Source organism: Cellulomonas fimi ATCC 484 (assembly GCF_000212695.1).
Taxonomy (GTDB): domain Bacteria; phylum Actinomycetota; class Actinomycetes; order Actinomycetales; family Cellulomonadaceae; genus Cellulomonas; species Cellulomonas fimi.
The window spans coordinates 3,804,289-3,818,590 of the sequence record NC_015514.1 but is presented as its reverse complement, the minus strand read 5'-3'; the positions used below and the strand labels follow the sequence as shown (position 1 = coordinate 3,818,590).

Genomic DNA, 14,302 nt, shown 5'->3' with positions numbered 1-14,302 from the left:
GGGCGCGTGTACGAGGGCGCGGTCCAGGACCTGATCGACGAGCTCGGGCGGCTGCCCGGCGTCGGTCCCAAGAGCGCCCAGCGCATCGCGTTCCACATCCTCGCGGCGGACCCGGCGGACGTGCGGCGGCTGTCGGACGCGCTCGTCGAGGTGAAGCGCCGCGTGCGGTTCTGCGAGGTCTGCGGGAACGTCGCGCAGGAGGACCAGTGCCGCATCTGCCGTGACCCGCGGCGGTCACCGGCGACGCTGTGCGTCGTCGAGGAGCCGAAGGACGTCGTCGCGATCGAGCGCACCCGGGAGTTCCGCGGGAGGTACCACGTGCTCGGCGGGGCGATCAACCCGATCGCGGGCGTCGGGCCGGACGACCTGCGGATCGCCCAGCTCATGACGCGGCTCGCGGACGGGGTGGTCACCGAGGTGATCCTGGCGACGGACCCGAACGTCGAGGGCGAGGCGACGGCGACGTACCTCGCGCGTCTGCTGGTGCCGATGGGCCTGACGGTGAGCCGGCTCGCGTCGGGGCTGCCCGTCGGCGGCGACCTCGAGTACGCGGACGAGGTCACGCTGGGACGGGCGTTCGAGGGACGACGGCGCATCAGCGCCTGAACGCGTCCCCGCACCACGGGGGCGTGACGTACGGGGAAAGGGGCGTCGCATGGACATCGCGACACCGACCGGGGCCACCGAGCCCGACGCCGACCTGCTCGACCTGGCGCGCGCCGTCGCGGACGAGTCGCGCAGCTACCTGACGACGGTCACCGAGGTCGCCGCGGGCACGACGCCGGAGGCGACGCTGCCGCTGCTGCTGCTCGCGGTCTCCGACGTGCTGGCGGTGGGCGCGCGGCTGGGCGCGACGACGGACGTCGTGCCGGTGCTGCGCTTCGAGCCGGACCTCGGGCCGGACCCGGACGTCGACCCGCTGCGCGCGGCGCTCGCGAACGTCTTCGAGGGCATCGACGAGTACGCGGAGGTCGTCGACCCGCTGGTCACGCCCGAGGTGGAGACGTCGTCGGTGTCGGGCGACCTGGTGGCCATCGCGGGTGCGCTCGCGCAGGGCCTGCGGCACTACCAGACGGGTGCCGTCACCGAGGCGCTGTGGTGGTGGCAGTTCTCGTACCTGTCCGACTGGGGCGAGCGCGCGTCGGGCGTGCTGCGGGCGATCCAGACGATGCTCGCGCACCTGCGCCTCGACGTGGCCGACGACGTCGCGACCGAGGCGGAGTACGACGCGCTGCAGTCCTGACACGACCCGCGGGCGGGCCGGCGGGCCGCGCGTGCTCCGCGTGCCGACCCGCGCCTGACGGCCGAGGTCGGCGGGACGAACACCTCACGGCGGGCACCGGCCCGCCTATGGGTCGGACGATCAGCGGAGGACGCAGCGCCCCGGCGGGTCCGACCTCCGGGGACCGCGCGACCGCACGTCCCGTCCCCGAGGAGACCGCGCGATGGCCACCCCGACCGCCGCACCCGCCGGCCGCCGTCCGTTCGCCGACCGCTCCGTGCGCACCAAGGTCCTGTCCGTGGCAGGCGTCATGGCGCTCGCGGCGGTGCTCGTCGCGAGCGTGACCCTCGTCGGCATGCGCATGCCGGCGGCCGACGCGCAGGAGATGTACTCCTCGCGCGTCCAGCCGCTGCAGCAGCTCACCGAGATCCAGCGCGCGTTCCAGGGCGACCGCGCGCGCGTCATCCAGTACGGCATCGCGGACGACGCGATCCGCGCGGGGCTGCGCACGGAGCTCGTGGAGCGCAAGGCGGACCTGGCCGCGCAGCTCGACGCGTACGAGCCGAACGCGATCGACGCCACGTCGGTCGACGCGATCCGGGCGGCCCTCGCCACGTACTACGCGGCCGCGGAGGACACGCTGTTCCCGCTCGCGGACGCGGGGGACACGGCGGCGGCACGTACTTCCAGGAGACCGTGCGCCGACCTGCCGACGGCCGTGATGGACGCGATCCAGGCGGAGACGACGGCGCAGGGTGAGGCTGCCGCCGAGCTGGCGGCGCACAGTCACCGGTGTGGCGTCCTCCGCGGCCACGTCGAACGACGTGCTGGGCCAGATGGGCTCGTCCGTCGCGGAGCTCGCACGCCTGTCCGCCGACTTGCGCGCTCGCGTCGGGGCGTTCACCGTCTGACGCGCCGCGCGGACGGCGACTGACCGGTCGGCGCCGGCGCTCCCCGCAGCAGGAGCGCCGGCGCGCCGGGCTACGCGACGCGGGTGCCGCGCGCGAGCGTGTGCTGCGGGACCCGCAGCCGCCGGACCGCCACGACGAAGCCGGTCGCGCCGAGCAGCAGGTGCAGCCCGAGGCCGAACGGCCAGACGGGCGTCGACGCAGGGCTGTCCGTCTCCTCGAGGGGCACGACGGCACTCTCCTGCTCGGAGACGACCACGTCCGACCACCAGCACTCGTCCTGGATCGGGGGCGGGCCCTGGCGCAGGCCCCGCACACCCTCACGGAGCGCGCCGAGCGGCTCGTCGACGTCCACGTGGCGCGAGGTGCCCGCCGCGTCGGCGACCACGACGAACGGGTTCGCGGCCAGCAGCCACCACGTCCGCTCGGTGTGCGTGACGTAGCGCTCCTGCACCGTGACGTCGCACTCGGGCTCGGCCTCGACCTGCTGGGCGTCGGTGTACCAGTCCTCGGGCGGCCCGTAGACCTGCACCTGCTCGTGGCCGCTGACCAGCGGGAACGTGAGCGCGAACAGCAGCGGCGTGAACACGGTCAGCGCGGCGACCGTGACGAACGTCAGCACGGTCGAGCCCGCGGTCCGCGCGACGAGCGACGACCACCCGAGACCGACCCCGCACACCGAGGCGAGCAGCAGCGCGATGACGACCAGAGCCGCGAGCGTCGACGTCGGCGGAGTGTCGCCGAGCAGCAGCGCGAGCACGAGGAACGGGAGGCTCACCACGAGGAACGCGCACGCCGACGCCCACGCGGCGAGCAGCTTGCCCGCCGCGATCTCGGCGGGCGTCAGGAGCGTGACCTGCAGCGTCGCGAGCGTGCCGGCGTTGCGGTCGCCGTTGACGGACGTGGACGTGAGCGTCGGGGTGACGAGCAGCCCGAGGCCGAGCACGAGGAACGTCACGCCCGCGAACACGAGCGACCCACGGCGCAGCCCCTCGTCGTCGGCCATGCCCAGCGCACCGGTGATGAGCAGCGTCATCGCCCCGACGACGAGGAACCAGACCACGAGCGCCACGATCCAGCGCGTCGAGCGGACCCGCTGCCGCAGCTCGAGCGCGGCGACGGTCCGGACGCCGTGCCAGGTGAGACCCCAGGTCGCGGAGCGCGGGGCGGCCGGCGGCGCGGCCGGGCTGTCGTCGAGCTCGACGTGGGTGACGTTCATCGGCGCTCCTCGTCGAGGTCCAGGTAGGCCTGCTCCAGGCGCCCGCGCACGGGTGCGAACGCGGTGACGGGCACGCCCGCGGTGACGGCCTCACGCAGCAGCCGGGCGGCGTCCTCGTCGTCGGCGACGTCCACGACGGCACCACCCGGACGGTCGCCCGCGATCGGGCCCGCCGGCGTGTCGGGCGCGGCCGGGTCCGGCGGCGCGGTGGACGCCGCGGGGTCGGGCGCACCGGCCGGTGCTCCGTCCTCGTCGTCGGCCTGCCAGGCGACGCCGGCGCGGCCCAGCCAGTCGGTGAGCGCGGCGGTCGACAGCGAGCGGACCCGGTACCGGCGGGGCGCGGCGGCCTGCGACGTCTCCGTCCACCCGCCGACGACCGTGCGGCCCTTCGAGAGGAAGACGGCGTCGTCGGCCATCTCCTCGAGCTCCGAGAGCACGTGGCTCGACACGAGGACGGTGCGGCCCTCGTCGGCGAGCCGCCGCAGCAGCAGGCGCAGGTCGACGCGCGAGCGGGGGTCGAGGCCCGACGCGGGCTCGTCGAGCAGCAGCACGTCGGGGGAGTGCACGAGCGCGCGTGCGAGGCCGAGCCGCTGCTTCTGACCACGCGACAGGACGCTCGCGGGGCGGTCGGCGTACTCCTCGAGGTGCACGGTCGCGAGCAGCTCGGCGACCCGCTGGTCGGCCTGCGCCCGCGGGATCCGGTACGCCGCGGCGAACGTGCTGAGCACCTCGCGGGCCGTGAGGGAGTCCCACGTGCCGAACGCGTCGGGCATCCAGCCGGTCCGCCCGCGCGCGGCCGCGCCGTCGGTGACCGGGTCGTGCCCGGCCACGCGCACGGACCCCTGGTCGGGGACGAGCAGGCCCGCGAGGACCAGCAGGAGCGTCGTCTTGCCGGAGCCGTTGGGCCCGACCAGCGCTGTGACGCGACCGGCGCGCGCCCGCAGGTCGACGCCGTCCAGGGCCTGCACCGTGCCGAACGCCCGCCGCAGGCCGGCGACGACGATCCCGTCGGCGGCGTCGGGCGCCTGCGGCGTCGGGACCGGTGCGGGGACGGGCGGTGGGCCGCCGCCGGGGGTGTCGTCGTCGACGGTGCTCGTCATGCGCACACGCTAGGCGCGCGCGCGACGCCCCCGGGCCGGTTCGCGGTGCAGAAACCGTGGAGGTCGCGACCACCCTCCGGCCGGTGACACCGACCTGGTTGCCGCTCCGGCGCGTCGACGCGCCCACCAGGTCGGGGTGAGCGCGACCTGCGGCGCTGCGCGCGGGCGTGGGACGGGTTTGCGGGGCGCGTCGTCGCGTGCCTACCCTCGCCGCGACCACCAGGTACCCGGCGGGCCGTTGAGAGAGACGGAGGCCGGCGACAGATGGAGCATCACCATGGCACTAGTCGTGCAGAAGTACGGCGGGTCGTCGGTCTCCGACGCCGCCAGCATCAAGCGGGTCGCCAAGCGGATCGCGGCGGCCAAGCGCGCGGGTGACGACATCGTCGTCGTCGTCTCGGCGATGGGCGACACGACCGACGAGCTCATCGACCTCGCGCAGCAGATCACCCCGCTGCCGCCGTCGCGCGAGATGGACATCCTCCTCACCGCCGGTGAGCGGATCTCGATGTCGCTGCTCGCGATGGCGATCAACAACCTCGGCGTGAAGGCGAAGTCGTTCACGGGCCAGCAGGCGGGCGTCATCACCGACGCCGTGCACGGGCGCGCGCGCATCGTCGACGTCGTCCCCCACCGCATCCGGGAGACGATCGAGAAGGGCCAGGTCGCGATCGTCGCGGGCTTCCAGGGCGTCACGTCGGACACGAACGACGTCACGACGCTGGGCCGCGGCGGATCGGACACGACGGCCGTCGCGCTCGCGGCCGGTCTGGGCGCGGACGTCTGCGAGATCTACACGGACGTCGACGGCGTCTTCAGCGCGGACCCCCGCATCGTCCCGGCGGCCCGCAAGCTCGACCGCGTCTCCTACGACGAGATGCTCGAGCTCGCGGCGAGCGGCGCGAAGGTGCTCGTCCTGCGGTGCGTGGAGTACGCCCGCCGGTACGGGGTGCCGGTGCACGTCCGCTCGTCGTTCTCGACCCACACCGGCACGCTCGTGACGAGCGAGCCGACCGACGCAGGCCTCGAAGGAGCAGCAGTGGAGCAGCCGATCATCGCGGGCGTCGCGCACGACCGCAGCGAGGCGAAGATCACCGTCGTCGGCGTCCCGGACGTGCCCGGCAAGGCCGCGCGGATCTTCCAGGTGGTCGCCGGGTCGGGCGTGAACATCGACATGATCGTCCAGAACGTGTCCGCCGCCGCGACGGGCCTCACGGACATCTCGTTCACGCTGCCCGCGTCCGACGGCGCGACGGCGACCTCCGCCCTGTCCGAGCACCAGCCGGACATCGGCTTCCAGTCGCTGCAGTACGACGACACCATCGGCAAGCTCTCGCTCATCGGCGCGGGCATGAAGTCGCACCCGGGCGTCTCCGCGAAGCTCTTCGCCGCGCTGTCCGACGCCGGCATCAACATCGAGATGATCTCGACCTCGGAGATCCGCATCTCCGTCGTCACCCGCGCCGACTCGCTCGACGAGGCGGTCCGCGCGGTCCACACCGCGTTCGAGCTCGACTCGGACCAGCAGGAGGCTGTCGTGTACGGAGGGACGGGACGATGAGCGGGCTCGTTGTCGCCGTGGTGGGTGCCACGGGTCAGGTCGGGAGCGTCATGCGGCGCCTGCTCGACGAGCGCGACTTCCCGGTCGGGACGATCCGCTACTTCGCGTCGGCCCGCTCGGCCGGCACGACGCTGCCGTGGCGCGGCACCGACGTGGTCGTCGAGGACGTCGCGACCGCCGACCTGTCCGGCATCGACATCGCGATCTTCTCCGCGGGCGGCGGCACGTCGAAGGAGCACGCACCCCGCTTCGCCGCCGCGGGCGCGGTCGTCATCGACAACTCCTCGGCGTGGCGTCGTGACCCCGAGGTCCCGCTCGTGGTGTCCGAGGTGAACCCGGGTGCGCTCAACGAGACCGTCAAGGGCATCGTCGCCAACCCCAACTGCACGACCATGGCCGCGATGCCGGTGCTCAAGGTGCTGCACGAGGAGGCCGGCCTACGCCGCCTCGTCGTCTCGACCTACCAGGCGGTGTCGGGCGCGGGGCTCGCGGGCGTCGCGGAGCTCGCGGGCCAGATCCAGGCGGCGGCGTCGCAGGACATCGCGGCCCTGACCCACGACGGGTCGGCGGTCGAGTTCCCGGCGGCGGAGAAGTTCCCGCGGACGATCGCGTTCGACGTCATCCCGCTCGCCGGGTCGATCGTCGACGACGGCTCCTTCGAGACCGACGAGGAGCAGAAGCTCCGCCACGAGTCGCGCAAGATCCTCGGCATCCCCGACCTGCTGGTCTCGGGCACGTGCGTGCGCGTCCCGGTCTTCACGGGCCACTCGCTGTCGATCAACGCGGAGTTCGAGCGGCCGATCACGCCCGAGCGTGCGCGCGAGCTCCTCGCCGACGCGCCCGGCGTGCAGCTCGAGGACGTCCCGACCCCGCTTGCCGCCGCCGGCGCCGACCCGAGCCTGGTCGGCCGCATCCGCCAGGACGAGGGAGTGCCGGAGGGGCGCGGCCTGGCGCTGTTCATCAGCAACGACAACCTCCGCAAGGGCGCGGCGCTCAACGCCGTCCAGATCGCCGAGCTCGTCGCCGCGCGCCTGACGGCCACCACGCCCGCTTGACCCGATGTGGGGCGGGGTGGCTGGGACACCCTCGTCGAGGAAGGGCGCCGGCTACCAGGTGCGGTGTCGATCAGCGGGGGCCGTGAACACCTCGACGGAGGTGGTCTGCCGGATGCCCACGCGCCACGTGCAGTCCAGGACCTGAGCGGCGAGCCACGACATCGCGTCCAGGTCGTCGCCGGGCACCCGACCTGCGAAGACCGCGGATGCCAGGCCATGGCCCTGCCACCACATCGCGTCACGCGGCGCGGTCTCCTGGCGAGGCTTGGCGTCCACCTCGACCCGGTCGAGCGTGAGCGCGAACGACTCGACGTTGCGAGACGCGAACACCGTCTGCACGTCCGAGAGCCGGTCTGGAGTCAGACCGTCCGTCGTCGGGACGCGGAGCTTGACTTCGACGTCCACCAGCTCGTGCCGGCGCGGCGTGAACCAGTTGAGCTCGCCCGCGAGGTCGAGCAGAGCGTCCGCGTGGTCGTGGAGCGGGGCCAGCACGTGGACCCCGTGCGCTCTAAACCTCCCGAGGCGACCGAGGACGTCGCCCGCCACGGCTGCGCACGCTGAGACCGGAAGGGGACGCCGGTCGACGCCGGCGGGGACGGTGACCTGGTACCACGCGACGAGCCCGGCGGCCGTCGGGCCGTCGGCAGGCCCGGCCGACGCCGGGCTCCAGGCCCGGGTGGAACGGCCGCGCCCGTTCCACCCGGTCAACCTGAGTGCGGTCGACCGTGACACGAACAGGCTGTAGACGTCGTCCGGGAGCGTGCCCAGATCGATGTCCGGATCGCGCTCGAAACGACCGTAGAGGTCGACGAACATAGAGTCGTCAGGAACCATCGTCTGACCTCGGGTGGACTGGTGGCGGCGAGGGTCGCGTGCCGTCCGCGGGGCGGTGCGGCCGTTGAAGGATACGCAGTCAGTTGCAGGCCAGCTCCACGCCGGGTGAGTAGGACTTGTTGGCGGCGCGGAGCTCGACCCGGTCTGGCGCGGCGCATTTGCGCCTGACGCGCGTCGTCGGTACCAGGCGTTGTGGATGCTCGTCCACATCTGTACTAGTGGACGATCATCCACATCTGCTAAAGTGGACGGTGATCCACTTCTGCCAGAGTGGATCACCGTCCACACGTGAGGGGGAGCGGTGCTGGTCAGGACGATGGTCGACATGGGCGCCGTCCTGCGTGATGCCCGCGAGGCGGCCGGCCGGACCCAGGCCGAGCTCGCGCGCGCGGCGGGCGTCTCCCGTGAGTGGCTCATCAACGTCGAGGCGGGCAGGACGGCCGCCGACCTCCCGCGGCTGCTCGCCGTCATGGGCGAGCTAGGCCTCGTCGTCGAGGTCCGCCGCTCATGACCAGGACGCTGCTCGTCCACCTCGAGGGCGTCCTGGCGGGGACCCTGTCGATGTCGTCGGGCGGGACGCTGTCCTTCGAGTACGACGAGGACTACCGCAGCGGCCCTGACCCGACACCGCTCTCGTTGTCGATGCCCCTCGCGACCAGGAGGCACAAGCAGCGTGCGGTCCTGCCGTTCGTCCAAGGCCTCCTGCCGGACAACGTGCAAGCGCTCGAGGCGATGGCGCGCACGTTCCAGGTGTCCGCGCGCTCGCCGTTCGCGCTCCTCGAGCACATCGGGCACGACGTCGCCGGGGCTCTGCAGCTGGTGCGGCCTGGGGAGCCGTCCGAGGACGCGGCCGCCGACCGGTCGTCGCGCTGACTGCCGTGACCGACGAGGACGTCGCGACCGAGCTCGGTCGCACGATCGTCGCCTACCGCACCGGACAGCCGTACGCCAGCACCTGGGGCCGCATCAGCCTCGCCGGTGCCCAGCCGAAGCTCGGGCTCGTCCGTGCGGGCGACGGTTCCTGGCACATGCCGGGCCGCGGCGTGCCGACGACCCACATAGTCAAGCCCGAGCTGACTGCTCCCGGCGAGCGCTACCCGGACCTGACGATCGTCGAGGCTTTCGGCCTTGCCGTCGCCGGGCACGCGGGGCTGCGTGTGCCGCGATGGTCGATCTGGACGTCGCCGGACGAGAGCATCCGCGCCCTGGTCGTCGAGCGCTACGACCGCCGTCTCGACGAGGACGGCGTCGTGCGCAGGCTGCACCAGGAGGACCTGTGCCAGGCCCTCGGCGTCCCACCCGCGCTGACGTACCAGCGCCAGGACGGCGGACCGGGTGTCGGGCAGATCGGCGAGCTGCTGCGCTTCCGTGTGCCGCACCCGGACGCCGCCCTCGCCGCACGCGAGTTCCTCGCGGGGCTCACGTTCAACATCGCGTTCCTCAACACCGACGCTCACGCCAAGAACTACTCCGTCATGCTGTCGGGCGCGCACGTCGAGATGAGTCCGCTCTACGACCTGACCACCTACGCCCTCTACACGGACAACGACGACGAGCGTCCTCTGGACTTCCCGATGCATGTGGGCGGCGACTACCGGTTCCGATCGATCCTGCCCGGGGCGATCGTCCAGGAGGGCAAGCGGCTCGGCCTTCGTGAGGACGAGGCTGCCGACGTGGTCCACGACGTCGTCGCCCGCCTCCCGGGGGCGTTCGACCTGGCCCGTCAGGATCTCGCTGCCGTGCCGGACGGCGAGCGTGTCACCGACACGGTCGTCGCGAACCTCCCGAAGCTCTCGCCGCTGTACGGCGCTGCTGTCGGCTCGCCGGCGATCATCGACCTGTCGCCGCACCGCTGAGTGGCCGTCCCGGGCTCCGGGGGCGTGGCGAGGGCGGTCAGGCGGACGGGTCGATGGGGAAGTTCTGGTCGAAGACGTGGTCCGGGTCGTAGGTGCGCTTGAGGGCGCGGAGGCGGGACAGCGTCGCGGGTGGGAAGGCGTCGAGCAGGCGCTCGGGGCGCGGGTCGGTCTCGAACGACAGGTAGAGGCCGTCCATGTGCGGGTAGGCCTGCCGGTCCCAGACGGCGTCGAGGCCCGCCCGGTCGAGGCGGCCGGCGAAGCTCGTCACGGAGAACGCCTGGGACCGGTGCGCGTAGGCCGTGGCGTCGGCCGCGACGTCGTTGACGGCCCCGCCGACGGCGCGCAGCTGCAGGAGTGACGCCTCACCGCTGAGCAGCACCTCGCCGAGGGCGGCGCCGGCGGCGGGCGTCATGCGGGGGAGCAGGCCGGAGCGCGACACGGGCGGGGCGCCGCCGTCGTGGTGCTTCGCGACGGGGCCGATGATGCGCGCGTACGGGGTGACCTGCGCGCGCTGGTCGAGGACGGGCCCGGCGTCGAGGAACGGCTCGAGCGCGGCGACGGCGGCGTCGGTGTCGGACGACGCCCACACGGTCATGGCCTGGGCCATGGGCCCGCGGTCTCGGCCGCCGGCGGAGACGTGCAGGAACGACGTGAGCTCGCGCGGGGCGTCCTGAACGAGCGTCCCCCACCGGTCGATCAGGCCGCCGGGGTCGGTCGCGTCGAACACCACCTGCGCGAAGACGACGTCGGGCACCTCGGACGCCTCGATCTCGACCGCGGTGACGACGCCGAGGTTGCCCCCTGCGCCGCGCAGGCCCCAGAACAGCTCGGGCTCGGCGTCGGCGGACACGTCGTGCACCGACCCGTCCGCCAGCACGACCTGGTAGGCGACGACGTGGTCGATCGTCAGGCCGTGCAGGCGCCCGAGCAGCCCGATACCGCCGGTGGTCGCCAGGCCGCCGACGCCGACGCCGCCGTAGTCGCCCGACGACACCGCCCATCCGCGCCGCGCGATCGCGGCAGCCACGGCGCCCCACGTCGCCCCCGCGCCGAGGCGCACGCGCCGCGTCGTCTCGTCGACGACCTCCACGGAGTCGAGGTGCGCGAGGTCGAGCACGACCCCGCCGTCGTTCGTCGACCGTCCCGAGATGCCGTGGCCCCCGGAGCGCACCGCGAGCGGCCCGCGCTGCCCGCGCGCCCACGTGAGCGACGCGGCGACCTCGTCGACGGTGCGTGGCCGCAGGACGAGTCCGGGTGCACCGCGCCGCATGTAGGTCGAGCGGACCTCGGCGTAGCGGCGGTCGCCGGGCTCGACCGCCTCGACGCCGGACGGGGCGTCGTCGTACGCGATGCCGTCGACGCGTCGTGCGAGCGCGGCGGCGCTCCGGACGGGTGCGGTCGCGGTTCCGGCACGCGCGCGCTCGGCGGCGACGGCCTCGCGGACCGCGGGTGCGACCTCGGCGCCGTACGCCTCGATGACCGCCGGCTCGTCGGTGCCGAGGATGAAGGTCCCCACGCCGTCCTCCAGCGCGAGGGCGACGAGGGCCTCGACCCAGCGGGACGGCGGGCCGACGAGCGAGCCCTGGCCGGGGGTGAGGTTGTAGAGGCGGCGGATCTCGCGCGGGTCGCGGCCCGCCTCGGCGGCGGCCTCGTCGACGGCGGCGTTGCCGCGCGCCAGGTCGCCGGGCTGCAGGTACCCCTCGGACGGCAGCCACCCGTCGGCCTTGGTCCCGACGAGCCGGAGCATGCGCGGCTTGTACGCGCCGAGCCAGATCCCGACGTCGTGCACCGGTGCGGGCCCGCGCTTGGCGCCGTCGACGGCGTGGTGGTCGCCGCCGGCCCGCAGCGGGACGCGGGTCGAGGTGTCCCAGAGCCCGCGGATGACGTCGATCGCCTCGGACAGCGCGTCGACGCCCTGCCCTGGCGTCAGGCGCCCGCCGCCCATCGCCGAGATCGCGTCCCAGAACGCCCCGGCGCCCAGCCCGAGCTCTGCGCGCCCGCCCGACAGCAGGTCGAGCGACGCGACCGCGCGGGCCAGCACGGCGGGCGGCCGCAGGGGGAGGTTGAGGACGTTCGCCGACAGGTGCACGCGTGACGTGCGGGCGGCCACGTAGGACAGCAGGGTCCACGTGTCGAGGAACCGCGGCTGGTACGGGTGGTCCTGGAACGTCACGAGGTCGAGCCCGGCCTCCTCGGTGAGGACGGCGAGCGCGACGGGCACCTGCGGGTCGGCGTTCGACGGGGTCAGGAACGTGCCGAAGGTGAGCTCGTGGCCGTAGTCGGGCATGGGTCCTCGTCCTGGTCGGGGCGCGGCGCCCGGGGAAGTGCCGCACTGTGCCGCAACCGTCGCACCGTCTCGGGGCTTCCCGCACGCACACCCTTGTGGCCGCACCGGTTCTGTGGTTCATTAGTCGAGTAATGAACCACAGAACCTCACGACGACAGGAGCAGCCGCATGTTCGACGGCCGTGACCCCCTGTACGTCCAGATAGCCGACCAGATCCGTCAGGACGTCCTCAGCGGCGCCCTCGAGGCCGAGGAGCAGGTCATGTCCACCACGCAGTACGCGACGACCTTCCGGATCAACCCGGCCACCGCCGCGAAGGCGTTCGGCGAGCTGGTCGACGAGGGCGTCCTCTACAAGCGCCGCGGGGTGGGCATGTTCGTCGCCCCCGGTGCCCGCGAGAAGCTGCGCGCCGAGCGCCGCGACTCGTTCTTCGCCGACGTCGTCGACCCGATGATGGAGCAGGCCCGCCTGCTCGGCATCGACGTCGACGAGGTCGTCGCCCGCCTCCGGGCGACCGCCACCGACACCCCCCAGGCAGGTGCCCGATGACCGGCTTCGGCGTCGAGGTCCGCGACCTCACCGCACGCTACGGCTCGACGACCGCGCTGGACGGGGTGTCGTTCGACCTCCGCCCCGGCGTCATCACCGGGCTGCTGGGCCGCAACGGCTCCGGCAAGACGACGTTCCTGTCGGTCCTCGCCGCGTTCCGCCGGCGCAACGGCGGCACGGTGCTCGTCGACGGCGAGGACCCGTGGGAGAACCCGCGCGTCATGGGCGGCACGTGCCTGATCCGCGAGAGCGGGGACGTCATCCTCGACGAGGCCATCACGGAGAACCTCGCGTTCCTCGAGCAGCGCCGGCCGACCTTCGACCGGGCGACCGCCGAGGCGCTGCTCGACCGCTTCGAGCTCGACCCGGCCAAGCGGCCCGACCGGCTCAGCCGCGGGCAGCGCTCGGCGTTCGGCGTCGTCGTCGGCATCGCCACGCGCGCGCCGCTCACGCTCCTCGACGAGGTGCACCTCGGCATGGACGCCCCCGCGCGGTACGCGTTCTACGACGCGCTCCTCGCCGACTGGATCGAGCACCCCCGCACGATCGTCCTGTCGAGCCACCTCATCGGCGAGGTCGAGCGGCTGCTCGAGGACGTCGTCGTCATCGACCGCGGCACGGTCCTGGCCGCCGCCGACGCGACGACCCTGCGCGAGCAGGGACGCACCGTCACCGGCCCCGTCGACGCGGTCGAGGCGTTCGTCGCCGGACGCCGCGTCGTCGCCCGGCAGACCCTCGGCCGCACCGCGCAGGCGACCGTCATCGGCACCGAGCCCGACGACGAGGCCCGCGCCCGCGCGGCCGGTCTGGAGCTCGGCGCCGTCGGGCTGCAGGACCTGTTCGTCCACCTGACCGACCGCGGCGCCGGCGAGCCCGCCGCCGCCCTCACCCCGCAGGAGTCCCGATGACCGCCGCGACCCCCGCCGTCCCCGCGAAGGCCGGGACCGGGTACCTCGTCGGCCAGGTGTGGCCGACCGCCCGGTGGCTGCTGCGCATGCACGTCTACCTGGCCGTGTGGTTCTGGGCGATCGCCGTGGTCGTCGTGACGGCCGCGACGGTGATCACCGCCGTCGTGGGCGAGCCGCACAACAGCATCCTGGCGTTCGCCCGCCAGGGCGCGATCTGGTTCCCGTTCTCGGTGTTCATCATCGTGTCCGGCACGTACTTCCCGGTGCACGTCGCGACCGGCCTGACCCGCCGCAGCCTGTCGCTCGGCGCGACGCTCGCGGCCGCCGTGACCGCGCTGCTCTACGGGACGGTGTTCGTCGCGCTGCTGCTCGTCGAGCGCGCGGTGTTCGGTGCCCTCGGCTGGCAGTGGCGGTTCTTCGACGACATGTCCGCGGGTGCCGAGGCCGGCACGTTCGTCCCCGCGTCGATCCTCACGTTCCTCGTCGCGTACCTGTCCGGGCTGCTCGTCGGCATGGCGTACCTGCGCGGCGGCGGCTGGGTCGGGACCCTCACGCTGCCCCTGACCGTCGGACCGATCCTCCTCGTCTCGGGCCTGTTCTCCGCGGACGCGGGACCGGTCGCGACCGAGAGCTGGTTCGGCGGTCGCGCCCTGGCCGTCCCCGTCGCGGTCGCCGCCGCGCTCGCCGTCGCCGCGGTCATGGCGGTCGCCTTCGACCGGCTGGCCCGCGACGCGGCGGTCCCGGTGCGCTCCGCCTGACACCTCCGCCCCACCCGCACCCGCACCCACGGGACGGCGACCAGG

General features: G+C 73.7%; 15 protein-coding genes. 11 read left to right on the top strand and 4 right to left on the bottom strand.

Going from position 1 to position 14,302, the window contains the following annotated elements; all coding sequences use genetic code 11:
- Positions 1-6: 6 nt before the first annotated feature.
- The 3 genes from recR to CELF_RS17225 all read left to right on the top strand — a co-directional run bounded on the left by recR (position 7) and on the right by CELF_RS17225 (position 2,156).
- Entirely contained in the window at positions 7-606 is a 600-nt protein-coding gene (gene recR, locus CELF_RS17235; protein WP_013772552.1) for a recombination mediator RecR, read from the top strand.
- A gap of 49 nt (positions 607-655) precedes the next feature.
- The gene (locus CELF_RS17230; RefSeq protein ID WP_013772551.1) at positions 656-1,243 is read left to right on the top strand and encodes a DUF5063 domain-containing protein; all 588 of its coding nucleotides are present in this window, start codon (positions 656-658) and stop codon (positions 1,241-1,243) included.
- Positions 1,244-1,445: 202 nt separating this feature from the next.
- The gene (locus CELF_RS17225; RefSeq protein WP_013772550.1) at positions 1,446-2,156 is read left to right on the top strand and encodes an MCP four helix bundle domain-containing protein; all 711 of its coding nucleotides are present in this window, start codon (positions 1,446-1,448) and stop codon (positions 2,154-2,156) included.
- Positions 2,157-2,203: 47 nt separating this feature from the next.
- Here the strand turns inward: CELF_RS17225 and CELF_RS17220 are convergent, their stop codons facing one another.
- Together CELF_RS17220 and CELF_RS17215 are read right to left on the bottom strand one after the other, a co-directional pair.
- Positions 2,204-3,349: an ABC transporter permease gene (locus tag CELF_RS17220; RefSeq protein WP_013772549.1), complete on the bottom strand. Its 1,146-nt coding sequence runs from the start codon at positions 3,347-3,349 to the stop codon at positions 2,204-2,206.
- The gene (locus CELF_RS17215) at positions 3,346-4,449 is read right to left on the bottom strand and encodes an ABC transporter ATP-binding protein (RefSeq protein WP_013772548.1); all 1,104 of its coding nucleotides are present in this window, start codon (positions 4,447-4,449) and stop codon (positions 3,346-3,348) included. Before CELF_RS17215 ends, CELF_RS17220 begins: the two co-directional genes overlap by 4 nt.
- 277 nt (positions 4,450-4,726) lie before the next feature.
- Here CELF_RS17215 and CELF_RS17210 point away from each other — a divergent pair, with 277 nt between their 5' ends.
- Together CELF_RS17210 and CELF_RS17205 are read left to right on the top strand one after the other, a co-directional pair.
- Positions 4,727-6,010, top strand: coding sequence for an aspartate kinase (locus CELF_RS17210; RefSeq protein ID WP_013772547.1), 1,284 nt, complete (start codon positions 4,727-4,729; stop codon positions 6,008-6,010).
- Positions 6,007-7,065 (top strand): aspartate-semialdehyde dehydrogenase, encoded by a 1,059-nt coding sequence (locus tag CELF_RS17205; protein WP_013772546.1) that lies wholly within the window; start codon positions 6,007-6,009, stop codon positions 7,063-7,065. The genes CELF_RS17210 and CELF_RS17205 overlap by 4 nt, the downstream gene beginning before the upstream one ends.
- 51 nt (positions 7,066-7,116) lie before the next feature.
- Here the strand turns inward: CELF_RS17205 and CELF_RS17200 are convergent, their stop codons facing one another.
- Positions 7,117-7,899 carry a hypothetical protein gene (locus CELF_RS17200; RefSeq protein WP_013772545.1) on the bottom strand — a complete coding sequence of 261 codons (783 nt, stop codon included), beginning with the start codon at positions 7,897-7,899 and terminating at the stop codon, positions 7,117-7,119.
- Between the two features lie 301 nt (positions 7,900-8,200).
- On the opposite strand from CELF_RS17200, the gene CELF_RS17195 reads away from it, so the two are divergent.
- The 3 genes from CELF_RS17195 to CELF_RS19725 are packed head-to-tail and all read left to right on the top strand — an operon-like array spanning position 8,201 to position 9,755.
- Positions 8,201-8,410 carry a helix-turn-helix transcriptional regulator gene (locus CELF_RS17195; RefSeq protein WP_013772544.1) on the top strand — a complete coding sequence of 70 codons (210 nt, stop codon included), beginning with the start codon at positions 8,201-8,203 and terminating at the stop codon, positions 8,408-8,410.
- Positions 8,407-8,772: a HipA N-terminal domain-containing protein gene (locus CELF_RS17190; protein WP_041553596.1), complete on the top strand. Its 366-nt coding sequence runs from the start codon at positions 8,407-8,409 to the stop codon at positions 8,770-8,772. Before CELF_RS17195 ends, CELF_RS17190 begins: the two co-directional genes overlap by 4 nt.
- A 5-nt stretch (positions 8,773-8,777) precedes the next feature.
- Positions 8,778-9,755, top strand: a complete 978-nt coding sequence (locus CELF_RS19725; protein ID WP_049791491.1) for a HipA domain-containing protein — start codon at positions 8,778-8,780, stop codon at positions 9,753-9,755.
- Positions 9,756-9,792: 37 nt separating this feature from the next.
- Here the strand turns inward: CELF_RS19725 and CELF_RS17180 are convergent, their stop codons facing one another.
- Positions 9,793-12,042: an LLM class flavin-dependent oxidoreductase gene (locus tag CELF_RS17180; RefSeq protein ID WP_013772543.1), complete on the bottom strand. Its 2,250-nt coding sequence runs from the start codon at positions 12,040-12,042 to the stop codon at positions 9,793-9,795.
- A 168-nt stretch (positions 12,043-12,210) separates the two neighbouring features.
- On the opposite strand from CELF_RS17180, the gene CELF_RS17175 reads away from it, so the two are divergent.
- From CELF_RS17175 to CELF_RS17165, 3 genes are read left to right on the top strand one after another with little or no spacing between them, the layout of a single operon-like run.
- Positions 12,211-12,591, top strand: a complete 381-nt coding sequence (locus CELF_RS17175; RefSeq protein ID WP_013772542.1) for a GntR family transcriptional regulator — start codon at positions 12,211-12,213, stop codon at positions 12,589-12,591.
- Positions 12,588-13,499, top strand: a complete 912-nt coding sequence (locus tag CELF_RS17170; RefSeq protein ID WP_013772541.1) for an ATP-binding cassette domain-containing protein — start codon at positions 12,588-12,590, stop codon at positions 13,497-13,499. Before CELF_RS17175 ends, CELF_RS17170 begins: the two co-directional genes overlap by 4 nt.
- The gene (locus CELF_RS17165) at positions 13,496-14,257 is read left to right on the top strand and encodes a hypothetical protein (protein WP_013772540.1); all 762 of its coding nucleotides are present in this window, start codon (positions 13,496-13,498) and stop codon (positions 14,255-14,257) included. Before CELF_RS17170 ends, CELF_RS17165 begins: the two co-directional genes overlap by 4 nt.
- Positions 14,258-14,302 lie beyond the last annotated feature (45 nt).